This window comes from Streptomyces buecherae, from assembly GCF_014295035.1.
GTDB classification, from domain to species: domain Bacteria; phylum Actinomycetota; class Actinomycetes; order Streptomycetales; family Streptomycetaceae; genus Streptomyces; species Streptomyces youssoufiensis.
Genome location: NZ_CP060404.1, coordinates 5,682,501 through 5,705,845, shown reverse-complemented (window position 1 = coordinate 5,705,845; position 23,345 = coordinate 5,682,501). Strand labels below are relative to the sequence as shown.

13 protein-coding genes and 2 rRNA genes (1 of these 15 only partly in view) are annotated in these 23,345 nt (G+C 69.7%); 4 read left to right on the top strand and 11 right to left on the bottom strand.

Annotated elements, in window-relative coordinates; all coding sequences use genetic code 11:
• Nucleotides 1-448 precede the first annotated feature (448 nt).
• Complete coding sequence (locus tag H7H31_RS22530; RefSeq protein WP_187062734.1) at nucleotides 449-1,015, top strand: DJ-1/PfpI family protein; 567 nt, start codon at nucleotides 449-451, stop codon at nucleotides 1,013-1,015.
• A gap of 68 nt (nucleotides 1,016-1,083) precedes the next feature.
• Here H7H31_RS22530 and H7H31_RS22525 read toward each other — a convergent pair whose 3' ends face one another.
• The gene (locus tag H7H31_RS22525) at nucleotides 1,084-1,746 is read right to left on the bottom strand and encodes an HAD family hydrolase (RefSeq protein WP_187062733.1); all 663 of its coding nucleotides are present in this window, start codon (nucleotides 1,744-1,746) and stop codon (nucleotides 1,084-1,086) included.
• Between the two features lie 138 nt (nucleotides 1,747-1,884).
• Nucleotides 1,885-2,391 carry a DUF6912 family protein gene (locus tag H7H31_RS22520; RefSeq protein WP_187062732.1) on the bottom strand — a complete coding sequence of 169 codons (507 nt, stop codon included), beginning with the start codon at nucleotides 2,389-2,391 and terminating at the stop codon, nucleotides 1,885-1,887.
• A 495-nt stretch (nucleotides 2,392-2,886) separates the two neighbouring features.
• On the opposite strand from H7H31_RS22520, the gene H7H31_RS22515 reads away from it, so the two are divergent.
• Nucleotides 2,887-3,375, top strand: coding sequence for an Rv3235 family protein (locus H7H31_RS22515; protein WP_187062731.1), 489 nt, complete (start codon nucleotides 2,887-2,889; stop codon nucleotides 3,373-3,375).
• Between the two features lie 280 nt (nucleotides 3,376-3,655).
• On the opposite strand, the gene secA is transcribed toward H7H31_RS22515, so the two are convergent.
• On the bottom strand, nucleotides 3,656-6,511 hold the full coding sequence (secA, locus tag H7H31_RS22510) for a preprotein translocase subunit SecA (RefSeq protein ID WP_187062730.1): 2,856 nt from the start codon (nucleotides 6,509-6,511) through the stop codon (nucleotides 3,656-3,658).
• A gap of 613 nt (nucleotides 6,512-7,124) precedes the next feature.
• Here secA and H7H31_RS22505 point away from each other — a divergent pair.
• Nucleotides 7,125-7,715, top strand: coding sequence for a GNAT family N-acetyltransferase (locus H7H31_RS22505; protein WP_187062729.1), 591 nt, complete (start codon nucleotides 7,125-7,127; stop codon nucleotides 7,713-7,715).
• Between the two features lie 462 nt (nucleotides 7,716-8,177).
• Nucleotides 8,178-9,398: a winged helix-turn-helix domain-containing protein gene (locus tag H7H31_RS22500; protein WP_187060211.1), complete on the top strand. Its 1,221-nt coding sequence runs from the start codon at nucleotides 8,178-8,180 to the stop codon at nucleotides 9,396-9,398.
• A gap of 303 nt (nucleotides 9,399-9,701) precedes the next feature.
• Here H7H31_RS22500 and H7H31_RS22495 read toward each other — a convergent pair whose 3' ends face one another.
• From H7H31_RS22495 to H7H31_RS22460, 8 genes are all read right to left on the bottom strand, one after another.
• The gene (locus tag H7H31_RS22495) at nucleotides 9,702-10,445 is read right to left on the bottom strand and encodes a response regulator (protein ID WP_187060210.1); all 744 of its coding nucleotides are present in this window, start codon (nucleotides 10,443-10,445) and stop codon (nucleotides 9,702-9,704) included.
• Between the two features lie 344 nt (nucleotides 10,446-10,789).
• Nucleotides 10,790-11,485, bottom strand: coding sequence for a ribosome hibernation-promoting factor, HPF/YfiA family (gene hpf / locus H7H31_RS22490; protein WP_187060209.1), 696 nt, complete (start codon nucleotides 11,483-11,485; stop codon nucleotides 10,790-10,792).
• 2,085 nt (nucleotides 11,486-13,570) lie between these two features.
• Entirely contained in the window at nucleotides 13,571-15,652 is a 2,082-nt protein-coding gene (locus tag H7H31_RS22485) for an LpqB family beta-propeller domain-containing protein (protein WP_232110025.1), read from the bottom strand.
• A 30-nt stretch (nucleotides 15,653-15,682) separates the two neighbouring features.
• Nucleotides 15,683-18,019, bottom strand: coding sequence for an MtrAB system histidine kinase MtrB (gene mtrB, locus H7H31_RS22480; RefSeq protein ID WP_187118060.1), 2,337 nt, complete (start codon nucleotides 18,017-18,019; stop codon nucleotides 15,683-15,685).
• 8 nt (nucleotides 18,020-18,027) lie between these two features.
• The gene (mtrA, locus tag H7H31_RS22475) at nucleotides 18,028-18,705 is read right to left on the bottom strand and encodes a two-component system response regulator MtrA (protein ID WP_187062858.1); all 678 of its coding nucleotides are present in this window, start codon (nucleotides 18,703-18,705) and stop codon (nucleotides 18,028-18,030) included.
• A gap of 248 nt (nucleotides 18,706-18,953) precedes the next feature.
• The gene (gene mtnA / locus H7H31_RS22470) at nucleotides 18,954-20,111 is read right to left on the bottom strand and encodes an S-methyl-5-thioribose-1-phosphate isomerase (protein WP_187062857.1); all 1,158 of its coding nucleotides are present in this window, start codon (nucleotides 20,109-20,111) and stop codon (nucleotides 18,954-18,956) included.
• Between the two features lie 173 nt (nucleotides 20,112-20,284).
• Nucleotides 20,285-20,401, bottom strand: a 5S ribosomal RNA gene (rrf, locus tag H7H31_RS22465).
• A gap of 74 nt (nucleotides 20,402-20,475) precedes the next feature.
• Nucleotides 20,476-23,345, bottom strand: a 23S ribosomal RNA gene (locus H7H31_RS22460); it runs 254 nt beyond the window's last position.

The window sequence follows — 23,345 nt, the reverse complement described above, 5'->3', positions numbered from 1 at the left end:
GGTGGCATGACGTCGAGACGCGGGATCGCCGGTCACTGTCGACGTTATGCGGGAATGAGCGACAGCCGGGTCGGTCTTGACCAAATGTGGCCAACAACCCTGCGGAAGGGAATCAGCGGCGGCCCGGGCACTATGGTGCTCCGGGCGCTGGGGTCCCGCCTGACGAAGGCCAGGTGAGGGGGCAGCTCCGCCCCCGTGGGGTATCGCGCTGATCACGGCGTAAGGCTATCGCTCCCCACCCGCTCGCCGTCATCGGCCGGGTATGTACAAATCTGGGCCCCGGACTTTGACGAATCGGACCAAGGTGCGCCGCGCGCGGCAGGAAGTCGCCGAGCGGGCCCGGAGGGGTTGGCAAACGGCGCGCGGCGATGCACGGTGAACAAAACGGACAGTTCGGAGCTAGCGCCGCCCGGGCCAGCCCCGTCGGCGCACCGCGGAGGTGGGCGGCATGACGGCGAGGATCCTCATCGTGACGGGCGACGCGGCGGAGTCCCTGGAGGTGCTCTACCCCTACCAGCGGCTGCGCGAGGAGGGCTACGAGGTGCACATCGCGGCGCCGGCCCGCAAGACGCTGCGCTTCGTCGTCCACGACTTCGAGGACGGCTTCGACACCTACACCGAGAAGCCCGGCTACAGCTGGCCCGCCGACCTCGCCTTCACCGAGGTGGAACCGGGCGAGTACGCCGCCCTGGTGATCCCGGGCGGCCGGGCGCCGGAGTACCTGCGCAACGACGGCGAGCTGCGGAAGGTGGTCAAGGCGTTCTTCGACGCGGACAAGCCCGTGGCCCAGATCTGTCACGGCCCGCAGCTGACCGCCGCCACCGACAGCCTGCGCGGCCGTCGGGTCACCGCCTACCCGGCCCTCGAACTCGACATGCAGGCGGCGGGGGCCACCTTCCAGGACGCCGAGGTCGTCGTGGACGGGACGCTGGTGTCCGCGCGCGGCTGGTCGGACCACCCGGCGTGGATGCGCGCGTTCCTGACAGTGCTTCGGGACAAGGCCCCGGTGAGCTGACGGCGCGCGGGCCGCGGGCACCGCGCGGCGGGCGCGGTGCCGCAGCACGGGCGGCGGGCGGGGCGTCATCAGGCCGTCAACACCTCGGCCAGCTCGATGGCCTCGGCCAACGTGTCGGCGATGGGCACCCCGGCCGCCGCGAGGCTGGCCCGGCTGTGCGAGCCGCCGGAGTAGAGCACGGCGTGCGCCCCCGCCTGCCGCGCGGCCAGGGCGTCGTCGAGCGCGTCGCCGATCACCACGGTCCGGCCCGCCCGCACCCCGTCGAGCCGCGCGAGGTGGCGCACCATGTCCTCCGCCTTGCCGCCGCCGGACGGCCCCGTACGCCCCTGCACGCGGACGAAGCGCGACTCTATGCCGAAGCGGCGCACCAGGGGCACCAGGTTGTCGTGCTCGTACAGGGAGAGCAGGGACTGGGTGCGCCCCGTCGTCTGCCAGCGTTCGAGCAGCGCCTCCGCGCCGGCGGCGAGCTGACAGGCGGCCCGCCGCATCGCATACTGGCGCTGGAACGCCACGTCCATCTGCGCCCACTCCTCCGGCGTCGGCAGCCGTCCCATGAGGCGCTCGTAGAAGAGCGGGATGGGGACGCAGTACAGCTCGCGATAGCGCTCAAGGGTGATGGGGTCGAGGCCGATCTCGGCGAACGCGGCGTTGGTGGCCGCGATCACGGCGTCGATGTCGTGGAAGAGGGTTCCGTTCCAGTCCCAGATGATGTGCGTCTCGCGCTTACCCATGCCTTCGAAGGTACCCGGCACCTCTGACAGCCGGCCCACGCGTTCGGCAACTCCCGACGAACCGCCGGTGGGGGCCCGCGACGGGCGCCTCCGAGCGGCCGGGCGGGCCACGGGCCCGGGGACCCGAGGGCGCCGGGCTCAGTCGATGAGGTTGGGGATCTCCTGGGTCGCGTACCACAGCAGCTCGTGGTCCTCGGCCCCGTCCACCGTGAACTGCGCGTCGTCGTCGCCCTGGTCGGCCGCGCCGAGCGCGGCGGCGGCGGCGCTCACGTCCGCCTCCGCGTCCGGCCCGTCCACGTGCACCGCGGCGGCCTTGCTCAGCGGGATGGCGGAGGCGATGCGCACCTCGCCGAGGGCCGACTGGTCGAGCCCACGGTCCGGGTCGGCGACGGCCTGGCCGTCCGCCACGTCCACCGCCACGACCACGCGGCGGCGGGGCGCCGAGGGGTTACCGGCGAGCCGGCGCAGCGAGGCCGCCGCGGCCCGGTTGAGCGCCGCGTACTCCAGCTCCTCGATGTCGTCCGAGACGTACCACTCGCGCAGCGCCGGCGTCACCGCGTAGGCGTCCAGCGGGGCCGGGCCCAGCTCGCCCGCCTTGAGCGCCTCGGCGAGGCCGGGGAGGGTCAGGGGGACGTACACGCGCATGTTCGCCGCTTTCGTAAAGACATGTCCGTCACGGCACGCGGAGCCGTGCCGCCCGCAAGCATAAGCGCGCCGGTCCCCCTTCGGAGGAGGGGCTACGGCCCGTGCCGTACCGCGTGCACCACGTCGCCCCGGGCGCAAGAGCTGTCCCGCTCCCCTGCGCGTATGTCACCCAGATAGGTGGTCACGCACAGCGAGGTTCCCACCCGCGCTTCGGCGTTGCTCGCACGCGCGCCCCGCCGGTAGAAGTCACGCAACGAAAGCTACTGCCCGGTATCAAGACCGGGCCGGGACGACGGGGGCGCGTGACGGATGGAGCGACGGAGCACCGGGGCAGCCACACGAGGGACCACGAGCGCCACGACGCGCGCCCGCCCCACGCCACCTCGTACGGAACCGGCCGCCCCGCCACGCGGCAGGGCGGCGGCCGACGGCACGCCGGGGACGCTGGGGCCCAGGGCCGCGTTCGGCGCCGGCGCCAGGCCCGGCGGGCACCGGGTGCCGCGGCAGTACAGCGGCCCACCGCGCCGGCGCGACCAGCGGCGCCCCGGCGGCGCTGACCTCGCCGCCCGGCACCGCGCCCGCGAGCGGCTGCCCCGCTACTGGTTCGCCAACCGGCTGCTGCTCACCCTCAGCGGTCAACGCCCGGTGCACTGGATGCTCGGCCACACCCAGGGCGCCGCCTACGACCAGTTGACCCGGCTCGCCCCGCACCCGAGCCTCTGCCCGCCCACGACCCCGAGCGCCACGGCCCGCGCCGCGGCCCGCACGCACCCGGCCGGGCCGGGCCCGCGGGTGTGGCCGCCGGTCGTGCGGCACTGCGACGAGTTCCGCCCCGAGCCGTGGGTCATCGAGGCGTTCGCCCGCATCGCGGCCGGCGACCGTCTGCGGGCGCTGGCCTTCCGGCTTGAGGAGGGCGCCGACGGCCGCTGGCGCTGCGCCGCGATCGACCTCGGCCACCCGCCGGGCCACCCCGGGCCGCCGTGACCGACGCGCCAGGCCACCGGCGGGACAGCGGCGCCGACACGGTCCCGGCGACGCGGGCAGGCGAACCCCGCGACTAGCCACCTGGGGCCCAGCGCGACCGGCGCACCACGACGGGGACACCACAGCGGGGACGGCCCAACCGGGGCGGCCCAGCACGCCCGGACCAGCGTCGCCCGGCCCAGCGCCTCGGCCCGTGGAGCCAGAAACGCCACGGGCCCGGCATCGCGACGATGCCGGGCCCGCGCTCCGGAGCGGCTCCCGCCGCCCCGGTCATGACGTGCTACTTCTTGCGGCGACGGCCGCCCTTCTGCGCCTTGCGACGCTCGGCGCGGGTCTGGCCGCCCACGGCGGGCACCGTCGCGGAGCCGCTGTCGCCGTCCCCGGTCGCGGTGTCGAAGTCGCCCTCGACCACACCGCCCTCACCGTCCACGGTAGGCGCCGAGAAGTGCAGCCGGTCCGGGCGCTGCGGCGCGTCCAGGCCCTTGGCGTGGATCTCCGGCCGGCCCGCGCCGGCGGCGACGGGCTCGCGCTCGCCCTTCTCGAGCGAGGGCGCCGCGTCCCGCACCGGCACCTCCTCGACCTGCTGCTCGACCTGGACCTCCAGGTTGAACAGGTAGCCGACGGACTCCTCCTTGATGCCCTCCATCATGGCGGTGAACATGTCGAAGCCCTCGCGCTGGTACTCGACCAGGGGGTCCTTCTGGGCCATCGCGCGCAGCCCGATGCCCTCCTGGAGGTAGTCCATCTCGTAGAGGTGCTCGCGCCACTTGCGGTCCAGCACCGAGAGCACCACGCGGCGCTCCAGCTCACGCATGATCTCCGAGCCGAGCTGCTCCTCGCGCGCCGCGTACTGCGCGTGGATGTCTTCCTTGATCGCGTCGGTGATGAACTCCGCGGTGAGCCCGGCGCGGTCGCCGCCGACCTCGTCCTCAAGCTGCTCGATGGTCACCTGCACCGGGTAGAGCTGCTTGAACGCGCCCCACAGCCGGTCCAGGTCCCACTCCTCGGCGAACCCCTCCACGGTCTCGGCCTGTACGTAGGCGTCGATCGTGTCGTCCATGAAGTGGAGCACCTGCTCGTGCAGGTCCTCGCCCTTCAGGACGCGGCGGCGCTCGCCGTAGATGACCTCGCGCTGCCGGTTGAGCACCTCGTCGTACTTGAGGACGTTCTTACGCGTCTCGAAGTTCTGCTGCTCGACCTGCGACTGGGCGGAGGCGATGGCGCGGGTGACCATCTTGTTCTCGATCGGCACGTCGTCGGGCACGTTGGCCATCGACATCACGCGCTCGACCATCTGGGCCTTGAACAGGCGCATCAGGTCGTCGCCGAGCGAGAGGTAGAAGCGGGACTCGCCCGGGTCGCCCTGGCGGCCGGAACGACCGCGGAGCTGGTTGTCGATACGCCTCGACTCGTGCCGCTCGGTGCCCAGGACGTAGAGCCCGCCGAGCTCCTTGACCTCCTCGTGCTCCGCCTTGACCGCGGCCTTCGCCCGCTCCAGGGCGGCGGGCAGCGCGGCGGCCCACTCCTCGACGTGCTCGACCGGGTCCAGGCCCTTGGCGCGCAGCTCGGTCTCGGCCAGGTCGTCCGGGTTGCCGCCGAGCTGGATGTCCGTACCACGGCCGGCCATGTTGGTCGCCACCGTGACCGCGCCCTTGCGGCCGGCCTGCGCGACGATCGTCGCCTCTCGGTCGTGCTGCTTGGCGTTGAGCACCTCGTGCCGCACGCCGCGCTTGTTCAACTGCTGCGAGAGGTACTCGGACTTCTCCACCGAGGTCGTACCGACCAGGACCGGCTGGCCCTTCTCGTGCTTCTCGACGATGTCCTCGACCACCGCGGCGAACTTCGCGGGCTCGGTGCGGTAGATCAGGTCGGCCTGGTCGATGCGGACCATCGGCCGGTTGGTCGGGATGGGGACCACGCCGAGCTTGTAGATCTGGTGGAACTCGGCCGCCTCGGTCATGGCCGTACCGGTCATGCCCGAGAGGGTGCCGTAGAGGCGGAAGAAGTTCTGCAGGGTGATCGTGGCGAGGGTCTGGTTCTCGTCCTTGATGTCCACCCCTTCCTTCGCCTCGATCGCCTGGTGCATGCCCTCGTTGTAGCGGCGGCCGGCGAGGATACGGCCGGTGTGCTCGTCGACGATCATGACCTCGCCGTCGATGACGACGTAGTCCTTGTCCTTCTTGAACAGTTCCTTCGCCTTGATGGCGTTGTTCAGATAGCCGACGAGCGGAGTGTTGACCGACTCGTAGAGGTTGTCGATCCCGAGCCAGTTCTCGACCTTGGTGACGCCGGACTCGTGGATGCCGACGGTCCGCTTCTTCTCGTCGACCTCGTAGTCCCCGGTCTCCTGCTGCGGGTTGCCGTTCTCGTCCCGCTTCAGCGGGTTGGCGGGCTCGCCGCGGGTCAGCCGCTTCACCAGCTTGGCGAAGTCGCCGTACCACTTGGTGGCCTGGTCGGCGGGGCCGGAGATGATCAACGGCGTACGGGCCTCGTCCACGAGGATGGAGTCGACCTCGTCCACGATCGCGAAGTTGTGCCCGCGCTGCACCAGTTCTTCCTGCGACCACGCCATGTTGTCGCGCAGGTAGTCGAAGCCGAACTCGTTGTTGGTGCCGTACGTGATGTCGCAGTTGTACTGTTCGCGCCGCTGGGCGGGCGTCATGTTGGCGAGGATGCAGCCGACGGACAGGCCGAGGAACTTGTGGACCCGGCCCATCATCTCGGAGTCACGCTCGGCCAGGTAGTCGTTGACCGTGATCAGGTGCACGCCCTTGCCCGACAACCCGTTGAGGTACGCCGGCAGCGTGCCGACGAGGGTCTTGCCCTCACCGGTCTTCATCTCGGCGACGTAGCCCAGGTGCAGCGCGGCGCCACCCATGATCTGTACGTCGTAGTGGCGCTGGCCGAGGACGCGCTTGGCAGCCTCACGGACCGTAGCGAACGCCTCGGGCAGGAGGTCATCGAGACTCTCGCCGTCCGCGTACCGCTCCTTGTACTCGTCCGTGAGAGCGCGCAGCTCTGCGTCGGAGAGGTTCAGGAAGTCCTCTTCGATGGAGTTGACCTGGCCCGCGATGCGGTGCAGCTTGCGCAGGATCTTGCCTTCGCCTGCACGCATGAGCTTGTTGAGGACGGACACGTAGGCTGGCTCCTTGCCGGTCGGACCTGGCACGGTTCGGGTGCGCTAGCGCGGCATTATCGGGGGCCACGGGGCCTGCCGCAACGGCCATCGTAAGTCAGGACCAGCCTGCCCCGGGAGGTCCGTCCGTACGAAGGCTCGCTGTCGCCCTCAGTTCCCAACGCGCGAACCCCGCCGAAGGTGCCTGGAGACCCCCCGGAAGGGCGGGATCACCACCGCCTCTCCAACCCCACGAGACACCGCCGATCCCGTTCCCCACCGCGCCACCCCCACGCGGCCCTTACGCATCGTGACCGCGCGAACCGCCATCGCCGTCCCATGCCTCGCCCCCTTCGCGCGCGACAGGTCCACGTCATCCGTACGGGAGGCGGCACCGCACCCTTCGTACGGGGAGCGGCACTCCGCCATCCGCACGACGCGACGCCCCTCCGCCCGCGCGGAGCCGGGCGCGCCGCCCGGCCCGGCCGCGCCTCGTCCCCGCCCCCGGAGCCGCGCGGCGCCCGGCGCCGCGCCACCGGTCCGGCCGGTGAAGTGCGACGGGACGCGGCCCGGCGCCCCACGCCGGAGCGCAAAATGGTTTTCGCAGACCGGGTGGAGCGACCACACTCGATCCATGGAGCCCCTGATACTCAACACCCCCCGCCTGGTCCTGCGCCCGTTCGAGGCGTCCGACGTGGACGCGGTCCTCGCCGCCTGCCAGGACCCGGACATTCCGCGCTGGACGAACGTGCCCTCGCCGTACCTGCGCGAGCACGCCCAAAACTTCGTCACCGAGATGGTCCCGAACGGGTGGCGCGACAACACCTCGTACAGCCTCGCCGTGGTCACGAAGGACGACGGCGTGCTCGTGGGCGCCATGGGACTGGTCCGCCTGGAGCTGGCCGGCCCGGAGCGGCAGGCGGAGATCGGCTACTGGACGGTTAAGGAACACCGTGGCCGCGGCTACACCGTCGAGGCCGCCCGCCGCATGATCGACTGGGCCTTCGGCGAGCTGGGCGTGGAGCGCATGGAGTGGTACGCCGAGGTCGGCAACGAGGGCTCCTGGGCCGTCGCCCGCTCACTCGGCTTCCAACGGGAGGGCACGCTACGCGCCCGCATCCCGCACGCGGGCACCCGCCGGGACTCCTGGATCGGCTCCCTCCTCCCCAGCGACCTCGGCCTCCCGACCCCGACCCCGTACCTGCCCGGCCCGCAACCGTCCTGACCTACGACCGGCGCGTCGCGGGTCGGGGCGTCACGGGTCGGGCGGGTGGCGGCTGGGCAGCGGGTCGGTCGGCTGGGCGGTGCGGGTCGGCCGGCTGGCAGCGCGGGGACGAGTACCGGCCCCGCCTCCGGCGTCCGGCTGGGCAGCGCGGAGGCGAGGGTCGGTTCCGTTTCCGGCGTCCGGCTCGGCAGGGCGGAGGTGAGGGTCGGTTCCGTCCCCGGCATTCGGTTCGGCTCGGCTCGGCTCGCGGGCCGGTTACGGGGCCGGGGCCGGCCCGGCGTGTGAGCGCCCCGGCGGGGCTTGACCGGGGGGGCGGACGCGGCTCGGGCGGGGGGTCGGGAGGGACGTCGGGCTCACTCGATCGTGGGACATCGCCGGCTCCGCAGACCCGTCGCCGGCCTCGTGCACACGGCACAGCGCGTGCCGACGGCGTTGTCAGTGCCACCGTTTACTGTGTCCGGCATGACAACTCCCCTGTCAGCGAGCCGCGTCGCCCGCGCTGCCGACGCGGCGACGCCGCCCGCACGCCCCGAGGTCACCCTGTCCGCCGACGAGGCCCGCCGCATCGCGCTGCGCGCCCAGGGGCTGCTGGGCGCGCGGGACCAACGGGCGGGCGTGCGCGGCGTGTTGCGCTCGCTGGGAGCGGTCCAGTTGGACACCATCTCCGTCCTGGCCAGGTCGCACGAGCTGGTGCCGTACGCCCGACTCGGCGCCGTCGGCCGCGACACCGTGGAGGCCGCGTACTGGACGGAGAGGCACAGCTTCGAGTACTGGTCCCACGCCGCCTGCATCCTGCCGATCGAGGAGTGGCCACACTTCGCGTTCCGGCGCCGCGCGTACCGCGACCGCCCGCAGTGGCACCACGACCTGCCGGCCGGGGTCTACGAGAAGGTCATCGCCCAGTTGCGCGCCGAGGGCCCGCTGACCGCCACCGAACTGGGCGGCGCGAAGAACGGCGGCGAGTGGTGGGACTGGTCGGCGACGAAGATCGCGGTCGAGCGCGCCCTGATGTACGGCGAGGTCGTCTGCACCGAGCGGCGCGGCTGGAAGCGGGTCTACGACCTGGCCGAGCGCGCGATCCCGGGGGACCTGCTGCACGACGACCTGCCGGACGCGGAGTGTCTGCGGCGGCTGGTCGCGCAGGCGGGCGCGGCCATGGGCGTGGCCACGCGCGCGGACCTCGCCGACTACCACCGGATCAGGAACGAGCAGGTGGACACCGTCATCGCCAGTACGGGGCTGACGCCGGTCGAGGTCACGGGGTGGGACAAGCCCGCCTGGGCCGACCCGGCCGCGCTCGCCGCGGAGTCCGCGGGGCGCCGGGAGCGGCACCGGACGACGTTGCTGTCGCCGTTCGACTCGCTGGTCTGGGACCGACCGCGCACCCAGCGCATCTTCGACTTCACCCACCGGCTTGAGGCTTACGTGCCGCGGCCCAAGCGGATACACGGCTACTTCGCGATGCCCCTGCTCACCGGCGGCAAGCTCGTGGGCCGCGTGGACCCGGCCCGGGAGGGCACGACGCTGGTGGCCCGACAGCTCTCGCTACGGGGCGCGAAGGACGTGGCCCCCATGGCCCGCGCCCTGCGCGAGGCCGCCGAGTGGGTGGGCTGCGACGCCGTACGGATCGAGCGCGTGAGCCACCCTGACCTGGTCGCCCCACTCACCGCCGCCCTCACCTGACGGCCCCCGGGCCTGGTGCGCGCCCCGCGCTCGGGAGCACCTGGGTGCTGCCCCGCGCCCGGGTACACCTGTGCTGAGGCGGACGCTCTGGACTCACGGAACGCCTCGCCCGGGGCGGACGCTCCGGCCCGCCTGGCCGCTGCCGCCCGACGGCGCGTCCGGCCGGCCATGCGCTGCTGGCCAGTCGCCGACGATCATCCACCGTTGGCCAGTCGCCGACGGCCATCAACCGTTGATCAGTCGCCGTCGCTCGGCCGTGCTCGGTTCCGCGACGGCCGCCTCGGGTGCGGCCATCGCGACCCGTCACCTGATCTCGAGGATCTTCTCCCGCATCGCGTACACCACCGCTTCCATGCGCGAGTGGAGCTGGAGCTTCTCCAGGATGTTGCGGACGTGGTTCTTGACCGTGTTCTCGCTGATGAACAACTCCTTCGCGATATCGCGGTTGTTCATCCCGGTGGCCACGAGCTTGAGCACCTCAAGCTCGCGGTCGGTCAGCCGAGGCGCGGGCACCAGTCGCCGCTCGTCGGTGCGCTGGATCATCGACTTGAACTCGGTCAGCAACTTGGACGCCATGGACGGGCTGATCTGCGACTGCCCGTCGGCAACGGCCCGGATCGCGGTCGCCACCTCGTCGGTGGAGATCTCCTTGAGCAGGTATCCGGTGGCCCCGGCCTTGATCGCGTCGTAGAGATCGGCCTCCTCGTCGCTGATCGTCAGCATGATGATCTTGGCGCTGGGGGCCACCTCCTTGATGGCGGTACACGCCTCGATCCCGCCCCGCTTGGGCATGCGGACATCCATCAACACGATGTCGGGGAGCAGGTCCGCCGCCTTCTCGACGGCCTCGGCCCCATCCCCGGCCTCGCCAATGACCTGGATGTCCGCTTCCTGCGCGAGTACGATCTCCAGTCCTCGGCGGAAGAGCGCGTGATCGTCCACCACGAGGACCCGGATCGGCTCCTTGCGCGACTCGCCCCTGTCCGTACCGACGTTGACGCCGTGACCGTCGTCATCGTCGGGCACGGGCCCGAAGCTGTCCGCCATCGTTCCTCCCCCATGAAGGCCGTGGCCTTGCGGTTGCACCTAGCTCTGCACGCCAACCAGTCCCCACCGAGCGCCGATTGACCACGCTGCCATGATTCCATGCCCACGAGGTGGCCCGGTGCTCCCGCCATCCGCACCGTAGTGCCCCGGAGGGCCAACTCGGCCCTCCCGGGGCACCACCTACACCGTCTTACGAGACACGGCCGTCACCACGCCTCGTACATCCATTCAGTCAGCTCTCGTCGGTTCACCGCGTTGATCCCCAGCGCCGCACGCCGCGCCCTGCGGCGCCGACGCCGGGCCGTCTCGCCATCGACCGTGGTCAGACGGAGGTCGGTTGCGGATCAGCCGCCGAGCGCGCCGCCGGCGCCACCCGGCTCCTCACCGACGAACGCCTCCGTCTTGAGGTGGATCACGCCATAGTCGTAGCCGTGTCGCCGGTACACCACGCTCGGGTGGTTGGTGTCCGAGTCGACGAACAAGTAGAAGTCATGGCCGACCAACTCCATCTCGTACAGGGCCTGGTCGAGCGTCATCGGCGCCGCCGCATGCGTCTTCTCACGGACGATGAGTGGGCCCTCGCCGCGCACTTCGAGCGGCCCCATCCTCGTGGTGGGCACGCCGTCCCCAGCCCCGTCCTCGGCCTCGGCGCCCTCGCCTGATCCGTTGATCCGGGCGGCCTCCGGCACGGCCACCGCGACGTCGCTCGCCGGGATGCGGCCGTTGCCACGCCGCGCGTGACGCTTGTCGTTCTGCTTGCGCAGGCGCTGCTCCAGCTTGCCCGTGGCGAGGTCGAGCGCCACGTACGGATCGGCGGCGGCGGCCTCTGCCCGGATCACCGGCCCCCGGGAGCGGAGGGTGATCTCCACTCGGTCGGAACGGTCGGCCTGGCGCGGGTTGTGCTCCTTGGACACCTCGACGTCGAGGCTGATCACCTTGCCGTCGAGCTTCTGGATCTTCTCCAGCTTCAGCTTCTCGGCCACGTGCTTGCGGAACCGCTCCGGCACCTCTGTCTTGCGGCCCTTCACGACGATGTCCACGCAGAACTCCGTTCCCGGATTGCTCCGTTGGCTGTTCGAAGCACATCCGTTTCGCACTGGGCCCGAGAGATTTCCAGGGCCCCCGACTCGGCGGCTTTCACCTCCTCCTCCCCCGCCATTGGGCTGTACACCCCACCGTCTTCATTTTTCTATGGAACACGGAAAGGCACGAAGCACGCTAAGCGGATATCAGCGCCATAGCGGCACCTAGTCCTCACAACCGAACATAGCTCGCTCGGCCGGGAGCCGGCACCCCCTACTGGCACGTACCTCCGTTCAGGTACTTTTTCGCTGTTACCAGCTGCAACGTCGCACGTTCGTTATCAGTTCCGATTCGCGCCGAATGCACTGTGCGAGGCGGCCACCACCGCGGCCCCCACCAGCCCTTCCCGTGCTGGGCCCACACCGGGCGTCTCAGTGGTGGCCACCGATCCGACACCTGGAACAGCGAGTGCCCCGGGAACCCCGCTCCAATCAGCGCCAGCCGACACCCGTATCCCCGTACGTCCGGCAACCGCGGCGCCGCTCCCCGTACCTCGCCACACGCCCGACGCCTCCCCCGCCGCGCCCCGACCACCGCTCCCGCCGTCAGCACGGCCCGCCGTACCCCGCCCCATCGCGGCACGTACCGCCCGCGCCGCCTCCGCGAGCGTCGCCCCAGTGGTCATGAGGTCGTCCACCAGCACCACGGGCCCGCCGCTCAGCAGCCTCTCCGCGCCCGGTGTGACCCGCAGCGCCCCGCTCACGTTCGCCATCCGCTGCGCGGCGCCCAGCCCCGCCTGATCCACCACCCCTCGCCGCTGCCGCAACACCGAGAGCACCCGGGCCGGCACGCCCTGCTCACGCAGAACCCGCGCGGCAGCGAGGGCTATCCGCCGCGTGGGATCGTGCCCACGCGCGGCCACCGCCCGGCGCGCCGACGGCACCGGGACCAGCAGGATCGGCGGCAGGGCTCTCGCGCTCCGCGTCCCGGCCATCAGCTCGGAGCACGCCTCGCCCACGCCGCGCCCACGCCCCGTGCTTCGCCCGGCGTCGATACCCGGATCAGCCGGCTCTCCCCGGACACGGGCCCACCCGTCCGCCCCGCTGGTCCGCGCACCCGTCGGCGACCGCCCCGCCCGGACGGGTCTCCGGGCAGGGGCCACCCACGCACCTACCGGCCTGGGCGTCCACCCCGACCCGCCCCCGCCAGGCGGCCTCGTACGCTCCCTCGCTGGAGACGCAGCCGCCGGCCACTCCTCCTCAGCCCCGGCACCCCGTGACCACGCCCCCCGCCACACCACCGCGCAGACCGCCAGCGCCAGCGCGGCCCCCAACGGCCCCGCCAGCCGTAACGCCCCCCGCTCCTTGTGAGCGAGCAGGATCGATCTGCACGCCCCGGCATACGCCGCTACCGCGTACACCACAGGCAAGCCTCGCGGCATCGGACTCGGCCGCACCCGGGACGCGCTCCCGTCGAGCAGCACCGCACGGCACCGCTCACACAGCACGGCCCGAGGCGCCCCGCACCCCGCACACTCGACCGGCAGAACCAGCCCCGTCGCCTCTCGCCACCATCCCCGCATGCCCTCCACTGTCCCGCCACGACCGCGGGCCCGCCACCCCTGTGGATAACTTTGCCCGCACCGCGCGCCACTCCCTGGAGAGGGCATCAAATCCGCAGGTCAGCGCGGTAGGGACAGATTCTGTGGGCGCACGCAACCCGCACCGGCTCGCACCCTCGTCGGAGGCGCACCCCGGCGTGCTCCGCCCCACGATCGCGCTCCCGACTACGCCCGAGAAGCGTGGCGAGGAGGGGCGCCCCGGAGATGGTGAGTACGGCTGGCTCAGCGCACTGTCGGGACCTGCGTCCACCCTGCGAACCCCCACCAGGCCCAGCCCGACAACGGCCCAGCGGGCCAGCGGGCCAGCCGACCAGCCGACCAGCCGACCAGCCGACCAGCCGACCAGCGGACGAACGCTCCCGCGCCGCGTGCCCGTGCCCGCCCCGCTGCCTCTGCTCCTGCCCCTCGCCACGAAGACCCGACGTACACGGCGGCACACCACGCGCGACAAGGCCCCCGGGACCGACCGCGCCGGCCCGGTCTAGCCCGGATAGACGGGTGCCGTTCCCTTCTTGACGACGGTCTTCCAGTTCGCGTCCGGAGGGAGTCGGACGATGCCGTCCGACGCCTTGGCGATCAGTGGCCGGTTCTCGTCCTCCGAGGCCGCGATCTGCTCCACCTTGCCGGGGCCGGGCAGCGTCGGGCTGTTCCCCGGCGAGCCGTCGGTCTCCATGTAGCGCAGTTCCTGCACGCCGCCCGACTCGGTGCCGGCCACCACGAGTCGGCTGCCGCCGGCCCACGACACGGCGTCCACCTCGTCCAGTTGCGGGGCGAGCGAACGCAGTCCCTTGACGGACAGCGGTGGCTCCGCCGAGGTCTTGGCCCGTTCGAGCCGGCCGAGCCACAGCGACGTATGGCCGTCGCGCTCGATCAGCAGGGCGATCCGTGTGCTGTCGGCGGCCACCCGCAGTGAGACGATCCGTCCGCCGTCGAGCCCCGTGACATTGACTTCCTCGGGCTCCCCCACCCCGCTGGCCAGCCTCAACAGCCGCGGCTTGTCCGGGCTGCGGTCGGCCACCCACAGGTCGCCGAGACCGTCCCAGCTCGGCACGGTCAGTCCGCCCTGCCGGCCACCGGTCGCACTGTGCAGTCGCGAGCCGCCCCGCTCCACGCCCGGCTTGAGGTCGGCCACGTACAGATCCCGGCCATTCTGGGACACCCCGGCCGCGGTCCGCTCGTCCCGCGCCACGGCGATCGAACCGAGTCCCGCCGTCGGCTCGCCGAACGGCCCCGGCACGTGCTCCGGTTCCTCCCCGGTGTCGTCGAGCTGGACCATGCGGCGTTCCTCGTCGATGAAGTACTGGTTGTCCGCCTTGCCGTTGATCCGGTCCGGCGCGTACCCCTCGGCCTGGTCGCGGGTCAGCGAGCACAGCTCGGCGCCGGCCGCGCTCTCCAGCACCACCTTGCTCACCTTGGACGTCGACAGGTCCTGCACCGTGAACAGCACCTGGGCCGCCATCTCGTGGCAGCGCAACTGGTCGACGCCGGCCGCGTCCCGGCTCAGCCCGATACGCAACTCGTTCGAGTCATCGAGGCGCAGGTGCTTGCTGTCGAGCTGGGTACCGCTGGGGAAGGACGTACGGACGACCGGTTCCAGCCAGTTAGTGGGCCCACCCAGCAGCGCCCGCACGGTCGAGGTGACGGGGTCCACCCAACGCCGCAGGTAGACGGGGTCGGCGACCAGGACGTCCTTGCCCACGGCCGACTTGTCGCCGTCCGGCCCCAACTCCGCGAAGTAGTACTTGTTGACGGAGCGGTAGATGCGCTGGAAGTCCGACTCACCGAGGACCAGGCCCGCCGGAAGCGAGTCAATCCGCCACTGCGAGCCCGACTTCGCGACGTGCAGCCGTTCCTCATACGGCTTCTCGTCGGGCTCGTACGCGTGGTTGGCGTCGACCGTGGCGAGCTGCTTCCCGGACAGCACGATGTCGTACCCCGGAGTGTCCCGATTGGGACCGCCCTCCACGCGCACCTTGGGTGCCTGCGCGAGCACGGTCGTCTCCGCGAGGGGGTTCCACTCGTCCCGGGCCCGCTTGGTCAGGTACTCGCGCGCCGTCTCGAAGCGGGCCTCATCGCTCGTCGTCGCCTCCAGGAAACCGAGCACCAACTCCCGCGGCTGCTCATCGTTCCCCGGGCGCACCCCGTATACCCGAACGGGTGAATCCGCGTCGGCGCGCGGCGTCGATCCGACCTGCCGTACGTCCCCGCTGTCGGGCATCGACGCACAGCCGGCCAGCAGCAGCCCGCTGGCCGCGAGGGTGGCGCAGGCCCGTCGCGACATGCCGAGCGTTCCAGCGCCGCCCTTCTGCCCGCGACGGCGGATCATGCCGGGACGTTGCAGCGCTCCGGGGCGCCCACCACGGTCGCGCGCGCCGGCGCCGATGAGCCCGAAGAGGCTGACGAACAGACCGGCGGGGTCAGAGGCGCGGCGGGTTCCGCCGCCAGCCCCGCGACCCTCGACCGCGTTCCGGCCCGCGCCGGCCCCGGCCCGGCCGGTCGCTCCACGGTCAACCGCCTCGTAGTCGGGCACCACGTGGCCCGTCACCTCACGGTCAGCGCCCACGAGCGCGGCTCCCTCGTTCGCCGGTCACCATCACTCCGCTGTCCCCTCTCGATCCGCGCGTGCGGCGTCCTCCCCCCGCCCGGCGCCACCGATCTCGTCGCCCTCGGCCGCGTCCCCGTCGGCCACGTCCCCGCCGGACGCGGCCCCGTCGCCGTCGCGGCTACCAGAGTCCGCGCCACGCGGCGCGGCCTCGCCCGGCCGGCCCCCCGTCGCCGCCCCCTCCGATGGCGCGTCCGGCTCCGACTCCGACGCCTGTTGGCCCGGCCGCTTCGACGCGAGAAGGGAGGTGTTGGCCCCGGAAACCCGATGCGCCCCCGTACCCTCCGCACGCCCCGTGCCATCCGCCCGCACAGCCCCGCCCCCGCCACCAGCGCCCGTACCAACACCGGCAGCACCACGAGCACCCGATGCCGCACCACGTTCAGCGACGGCCGACGCGCCGCCCACCGCGTGCCCGCCAGCCACGCTCGAAGCGCCCCCGCTCGTAGCGCCTCCGCTCGACGCCACCCGAGTGCTCCCGGCGCCGCCCGCGGCCTTGGCCGCGCGCAGCGCGCGCTTACGGCGCGAGTCCTCCGGTTCGAGCGGTATCGGCGAACCGCGCAACGCATCGCCCGCCGTGCGCGGGAGCGTCAGCCGGAACTGCGAGCCCCCACCGGGCTCCCCCCACGCCTGGAGCCAGCCCCCGTGCAACCGCGCGTCCTCCTCCGCGATGGACAGCCCGAGGCCGGTTCCGCCCGTGGTCCGGGCTCGCGCGGGGTCGGCACGCCAGAACCGGTTGAAGACCCGGGTGGCCTCGCCGGGCTTGAGCCCGACCCCGTAGTCCCGTACGGCCACGGCCACGGCGCCGCTCTTCGCGGCCAGCCGCACGATCACGTCCTCGCCCTCGCCGTGCTCGACGGCGTTGACCACGAGGTTGCGCAGCACGCGCTCCACGCGGCGCGCGTCCGCCTCCGCGATCACCGGCCGGGCGGCGCCGCGGACGATGATGCGGCTGCCCTTGCGCTCCGCGAGCGGCTCGGCCCCGTCCACCACGCGCTTGACCACGTCGCGCAGGTCGATCGGCTCGGCCTCCAGCGCCGCCGCGCCCGCGTCGAACCGGCTGATCTCCAGCAGGTCGGCGAGGAGCGACTCGAACCGGTCGAGCTGACCGCCCAGCAGCTCCGCCGATCGCGCGGTCGCCGGGTCGAACTCGTCCCGCGCCTCGTAGATCACGTCGGCGGCCATCCGCACGGTCGTCAGCGGCGTCCGCAGCTCGTGCGAGACGTCGGACACGAACCGCCGCTGCATCCGCGAAAGATCCTCCAACTGCTGGATCTTGACCTGGAGGTTGTGCGCCATCTTGTTGAACGCCTCGCCGAGCCGCGCGATGTCGTCCTCGCCGGTGACCTTCATCCGCTCCTGGAGCAGCCCGGCCGCCAGCCGCTCGGAGATGCCGGCCGCCATCCGCACGGGCGTCACGACCTGCCGCACCACCAGCCACGCGATCGCGCCGAGCAGCACCACCACGAACACCCCGGCCGTGGCCAGCGTGCCCTTCACCAGGCTGAGCGACTTCTCCTCCTGCGAGAACGGGAAGAGGTAGTAGAGCTGGTACGGATCGCCGTTGATGTCGTTGAGCCGCTTGCCGATCACCAGCGCGGGTTCGCGGTCGTGACCGGGGGCGTCGTGCTCGATGTTCGTGTACTGCTCGTACGGGCCGGTGCCGCTGTCGACGCGGTCCCGAAGCTTCCTGCTGATGCTCTCCTCGGGCTTGATGCCACCCGACGCGCGCGGCCCGCGCGTGCTGGCGAACAGTTCCTTGTCGGCGTCCGAGCTCAGCGCCACCACCGAGTACACGCCCTGGCCACCGCTCGCGAGCTGCTGAACCAGCGCGGTGAGCCATGCCCCCGGGTCCCGATTACCGCGCGCGCCTGGACCGTCCTCACCGCCACGCGAGTCCTCGGCGTTCTCGGCGGCGTCGTCGGCCGCGTTGAACCCGCCCACGGCCTGGCTCTGCGCGGCATGCCGCTTGGCGTCCAGCAACCCGTTGCGCACCTGGCCGATGACGACCACACCGAGGATCAGCACCACGCCGAGCGACATGAGCAGCGTGGTCGCGACGACGCGGAGCTGGATGTTACGCCGGTAGAGTCGCGCGGCCGGCAACAGCGGGCGCCGCACCCACCGTACGAACAGCCGCAGCACCGGGTGCACCGGCGCCCCGGAAGCCCCGTCGGGCAACAGGTTCCCGCCCCGCCACAGCCGTCCGAAAAGCGATATGTCGCTTCCCGAGTCGACGGGCCGCCCCGCGCCGTGGCCGCCTTCAACCGGACCTCCCGCAGCCGGGGCGCCTTGCCCCGGCTCCGGAGTGGTCCCACTGTCCGACATCTCAGATCTCAGCTCGGCCCGGCCTTGTAACCCACTCCACGCACGGTCACGACGATCTCGGGCCGCTCCGGGTCCTTCTCCACCTTGGAGCGCAGTCGCTGTACGTGCACGTTCACCAGGCGGGTGTCCGCGGCGTGCCGGTAGCCCCACACCTGCTCCAGCAGGACCTCGCGGGTGAACACCTGCCACGGCTTACGGGCCAGCGCGACCAGCAGATCGAATTCCAGCGGGGTCAGCGCGATCGACTGCCCCTCCCGCTTCACCGAGTGCCCGGCCACGTCGATCACCAGATCCCCGATGACCAGTTGCTCCGGCACGGGCTCCTCGGAGCGCCGCAGCCGCGCCCTTATCCGCGCGACCAACTCCTTGGGCTTGAACGGCTTCACGATGTAGTCGTCGGCGCCGGATTCCAGGCCGACCACCACGTCCACGGTGTCGCTCTTGGCCGTGAGCATCACGATCGGCACCCCGGACTCGGCGCGGATCAGCCGGCACACCTCAATGCCGTCACGCCCGGGCAACATCAAATCGAGCAGCACCAGATCAGGCTTGGTCTCGCGGAATGCGGCGAGCGCCTTGTCCCCATCGGAAACGAACGACGGTTCAAAGCCTTCGCCGCGCAGCACGATGCCAAGCATCTCTGCCAGTGCGGTGTCGTCGTCGACGACAAGGACGCGTCCCTTCATGTCGTCATCATCCCATTGTCGGACCCGGTGGCTAGACGCGGGCGATCACTCGTCCGCGGCATGTCAGCGCTCCCCTGGCGTACGAGCCGTTCGCCGCCACCGCGGCACCGCCGAACGGCACGAGAACTCGGCCCCTCAACGAGGGAGAAAAAAGCCGAAACCGCACATTGAACCGGGCCACCGCTACACCCGTGCGCCGCGCTACGCCAGCCGGACAACCACCGGCAGGCCCGTGACCTGGAAGGCCCTCAACCGGACGGCACTCCACGGTCCGGCTGCGACCGACCGACCAGCTCAGCGAGCCCCGCCGCCGTCACGGGCGCCACGGCACCCTCCTCCGTAACGATCGCCGTCACGAGATCCGGCGGCGTGACGTCGAAGGCCGGGTTGTACGCCTGGGTGCCCACGGGCGCCAGCGGCGCGCTCGCCGCCGCCCCGCGCCCGCCCGCAGAGGCACCCGGATGAGGGACCATCGTCACCTCGTGTGCCGGACGCTGCTCGATCTCGATCGCCGCGCCGTCGGGCGTCGCCAGATCCACGGTGGTACTGGGCGCCACGACGATGAACGGCACGTGGTGGTACTTGGCCAGAACGGCCAGCGGATAACTGCCCACCTTGTTCGCGATCGAGCCGTCCGCGGCAATCCGATCGGCCCCGATCAGCACGGCGTCCACCTCGCCCGCCGCGAAGAGCGAACCCGCCGCGTTATCGGTCAGCAGCGTGTACGCCATGCCCGCTCGGGCCGCCTCGTACGCGGTCAGCCGCGCCCCCTGCAACAACGGCCGCGTCTCATCCACCCACAACCGTCGAAGCTGCCCCTGGTGATGCGCCCGCACCGCCACGGCCAGCGCCGTTCCGGCCCCGCCGGACACCAGGGCGCCCGTGTTGCAGTGGGTGAGAACGCGGAAGCCGCCACCCGGCAGCAGTTCCTCAAGCAGCGCCAGGCCGTGCGCGGCCATCCGCGAGCTGGCCTCGGCGTCCTCTTGATGCAGCGCCCGTGCCTCGGCGAGCGCGACCCCGGCCGCCTGCTCGGAGCCGCCACCCGCCGCAAGGGCCGCGTCATACGCGCCGGCAGCGCGTCGAACGCCGTACCCGAGATTGACCGCCGTCGGTCGAGCCTGCGCCAGGAGATTCGCGGCCTCGGTGACGTCGTACCCGCGAGCAGCCGCAAGCGCCACGCCATACGCGCCGACGATTCCGAGTACGGGAGCACCACGAACGGCAAGCGTACGAATAGCCTCCACGAGGGCCGGCACGTCCGTACACACCAGCTCGACTTCCTCGACGGGCAGCCGCCGCTGGTCGAGAAGGACCACCACCGGCCCATCCGACGACGCTTCCCAACGCACCGTCCGCACACCGTGCGATACGAAACCGTCCGGTGCTTCCACGCTCTGATCAGCCATCCGCCCAGTCTGCCGCCTGCCGCACCACTTATTGAAGGGCGACAACCCGCCTAGCTGACAGCCAATCGTCCATACAGCAGCAACCAACGCCCTGGAATCTCATGCGACGGCCCTAAAACGCAGAGGAGCCTTGTGACGGATCGAAATCCGTCACAAGGCTCTTCTTAAAAGGAGTTCGGCGGCGTCCTACTCTCCCACAGGGTCCCCCCTGCAGTACCATCGGCGCTGAAAGGCTTAGCTTCCGGGTTCGGAATGTAACCGGGCGTTTCCCTAACGCAATAACCACCGAAACACTATGAAATAAACCAACCGGACACACAACACGGTCGTTATTTCAGAACCAACACAGTGAACGCGAGCAACTGAGGACAAGCCCTCGGCCTATTAGTACCAGTCAACTCCACCCCTTACGAGGCTTCCATATCTGGCCTATCAACCCAGTCGTCTACTGGGAGCCTTACCCCATCAAGTGGGTGGGAGCCCTCATCTCGAAGCAGGCTTCCCGCTTAGATGCTTTCAGCGGTTATCCCTCCCGAACGTAGCCAACCAGCCATGCCCTTGGCAGGACAACTGGCACACCAGAGGTTCGTCCGTCCCGGTCCTCTCGTACTAGGGACAGCCCTTCTCAAGACTCCTACGCGCACAGCGGATAGGGACCGAACTGTCTCACGACGTTCTAAACCCAGCTCGCGTACCGCTTTAATGGGCGAACAGCCCAACCCTTGGGACCGACTCCAGCCCCAGGATGCGACGAGCCGACATCGAGGTGCCAAACCATCCCGTCGATATGGACTCTTGGGGAAGATCAGCCTGTTATCCCCGGGGTACCTTTTATCCGTTGAGCGACGGCGCTTCCACAAGCCACCGCCGGATCACTAGTCCCGACTTTCGTCCCTGCTCGACCCGTCAGTCTCACAGTCAAGCTCCCTTGTGCACTTACACTCAACACCTGATTGCCAACCAGGCTGAGGGAACCTTTGGGCGCCTCCGTTACCCTTTAGGAGGCAACCGCCCCAGTTAAACTACCCACCAGACACTGTCCCTGATCCGGATCACGGACCCAGGTTAGACATCCAGCACGACCAGAGTGGTATTTCAACAACGACTCCACACACACTGGCGTGCATGCTTCACAGTCTCCCACCTATCCTACACAAGCCGAACCGAACACCAATATCAAGCTATAGTAAAGGTCCCGGGGTCTTTCCGTCCTGCTGCGCGAAACGAGCATCTTTACTCGTAATGCAATTTCACCGGGCCTATGGTTGAGACAGTCGAGAAGTCGTTACGCCATTCGTGCAGGTCGGAACTTACCCGACAAGGAATTTCGCTACCTTAGGATGGTTATAGTTACCACCGCCGTTTACTGGCGCTTAAGTTCTCAGCTTCGCCAACCCGAAAGTCAGCTAACCGGTCCCCTTAACGTTCCAGCACCGGGCAGGCGTCAGTCCGTATACATCGCCTTACGGCTTCGCACGGACCTGTGTTTTTAGTAAACAGTCGCTTCTCGCTGGTCTCTGCGGCCACCCCCAGCTCACACTGCAAAAGTGATCACCAGAAATGGCCCCCCTTCTCCCGAAGTTACGGGGGCATTTTGCCGAGTTCCTTAACCATAGTTCACCCGAACGCCTCGGTATTCTCTACCTGACCACCTGAGTCGGTTTAGGGTACGGGCCGCCATGAAACTCGCTAGAGGCTTTTCTCGACAGCATAGGATCATCCACTTCACCACAATCGGCTCGGCATCAGGTCTCACCCTCATGTCATCCGGATTTACCTGGACAACGGGCTACACCCTTACCCCGGGACAACCACCGCCCGGGCTGGACTACCTTCCTGCGTCACCCCATCACTTACCTACTACCCCCTAGGGTCAGCGGCTCCACCACTCCCCTCAACTCCGAAGAGATCAGGGCGGCTTCACGGCCTTAGCATCAGAAGATTCAGTATTGGGCGCTTCAAAGCGGGTACCGGAATATCAACCGGTTGTCCATCGACTACGCCTGTCGGCCTCGCCTTAGGTCCCGACTTACCCTGGGCAGATCAGCTTGACCCAGGAACCCTTAGTCAATCGGCGCACACGTTTCCCACGTGTGAATCGCTACTCATGCCTGCATTCTCACTCGTGAACCATCCACAACTCGCTTACGCGGCTGCTTCACCCGGCACACGACGCTCCCCTACCCAACCCAGCCCTCGTTGGAGGTACATGCTGGATTGACACGACTTCGGCGGTACGCTTGAGCCCCGCTACATTGTCGGCGCGGAATCACTTGACCAGTGAGCTATTACGCACTCTTTCAAGGGTGGCTGCTTCTAAGCCAACCTCCTGGTTGTCTCTGCGACTCCACATCCTTTCCCACTTAGCGTACGCTTAGGGGCCTTAGTCGATGCTCTGGGCTGTTTCCCTCTCGACCATGGAGCTTATCCCCCACAGTCTCACTGCCGCGCTCTCACTTACCGGCATTCGGAGTTTGGCTAAGGTCAGTAACCCGGTAGGGCCCATCGCCTATCCAGTGCTCTACCTCCGGCAAGAAACACACGACGCTGCACCTAAATGCATTTCGGGGAGAACCAGCTATCACGGAGTTTGATTGGCCTTTCACCCCTAACCACAGGTCATCCCCCAGGTTTTCAACCCTGGTGGGTTCGGTCCTCCACACGGTCTTACCCGCGCTTCAACCTGCCCATGGCTAGATCACTCCGCTTCGGGTCTTGAGCGTGCTACTCCAACGCCCTATTCGGACTCGCTTTCGCTACGGCTCCCCCACACGGGTTAACCTCGCAACACACCGCAAACTCGCAGGCTCATTCTTCAAAAGGCACGCAGTCACGACCATGCATGTAAACACACATAGCGACGCTCCCACGGCTTGTAGGCACACGGTTTCAGGTACTATTTCACTCCGCTCCCGCGGTACTTTTCACCATTCCCTCACGGTACTATCCGCTATCGGTCACCAGGGAATATTTAGGCTTAGCGGGTGGTCCCGCCAGATTCACACGGGATTTCTCGGGCCCCGTGCTACTTGGGTGTCGTACAAGCAAGCCATAGATGTTTCAGCTACGGGGGTCTTACCCTCTACGCCGGGCCTTTCGCATGCCCTTCGCCTACACCTACGGTTTCTGACTCACCCGACGACCGGCAGATCATCGAAGTACGATCCCACAACCCCAACCACGCAACCCCTGCCGGGTATCACACATGACTGGTTTAGCCTCATCCAGTTTCGC

What these genes read in the sequence shown, in the direction of transcription:
- H7H31_RS22530 (WP_187062734.1), top strand. Translation starts at nt 449, where the DNA reads ATGACGGCGAGGATCCTCATCGTGACGGGCGACGCGGCGGAGTCCCTG.
- H7H31_RS22525 (WP_187062733.1), bottom strand. Translation starts at nt 1,746, where the DNA reads ATGGGTAAGCGCGAGACGCACATCATCTGGGACTGGAACGGAACCCTC.
- H7H31_RS22520 (WP_187062732.1), bottom strand. Translation starts at nt 2,391, where the DNA reads ATGCGCGTGTACGTCCCCCTGACCCTCCCCGGCCTCGCCGAGGCGCTC.
- H7H31_RS22505 (WP_187062729.1), top strand. Translation starts at nt 7,125, where the DNA reads ATGGAGCCCCTGATACTCAACACCCCCCGCCTGGTCCTGCGCCCGTTC.
- H7H31_RS22500 (WP_187060211.1), top strand. Translation starts at nt 8,178, where the DNA reads ATGACAACTCCCCTGTCAGCGAGCCGCGTCGCCCGCGCTGCCGACGCG.
- H7H31_RS22495 (WP_187060210.1), bottom strand. Translation starts at nt 10,445, where the DNA reads ATGGCGGACAGCTTCGGGCCCGTGCCCGACGATGACGACGGTCACGGC.
- mtrB (WP_187118060.1), bottom strand. Translation starts at nt 18,019, where the DNA reads ATGTCGGACAGTGGGACCACTCCGGAGCCGGGGCAAGGCGCCCCGGCT.
- mtrA (WP_187062858.1), bottom strand. Translation starts at nt 18,705, where the DNA reads ATGAAGGGACGCGTCCTTGTCGTCGACGACGACACCGCACTGGCAGAG.
- mtnA (WP_187062857.1), bottom strand. Translation starts at nt 20,111, where the DNA reads ATGGCTGATCAGAGCGTGGAAGCACCGGACGGTTTCGTATCGCACGGT.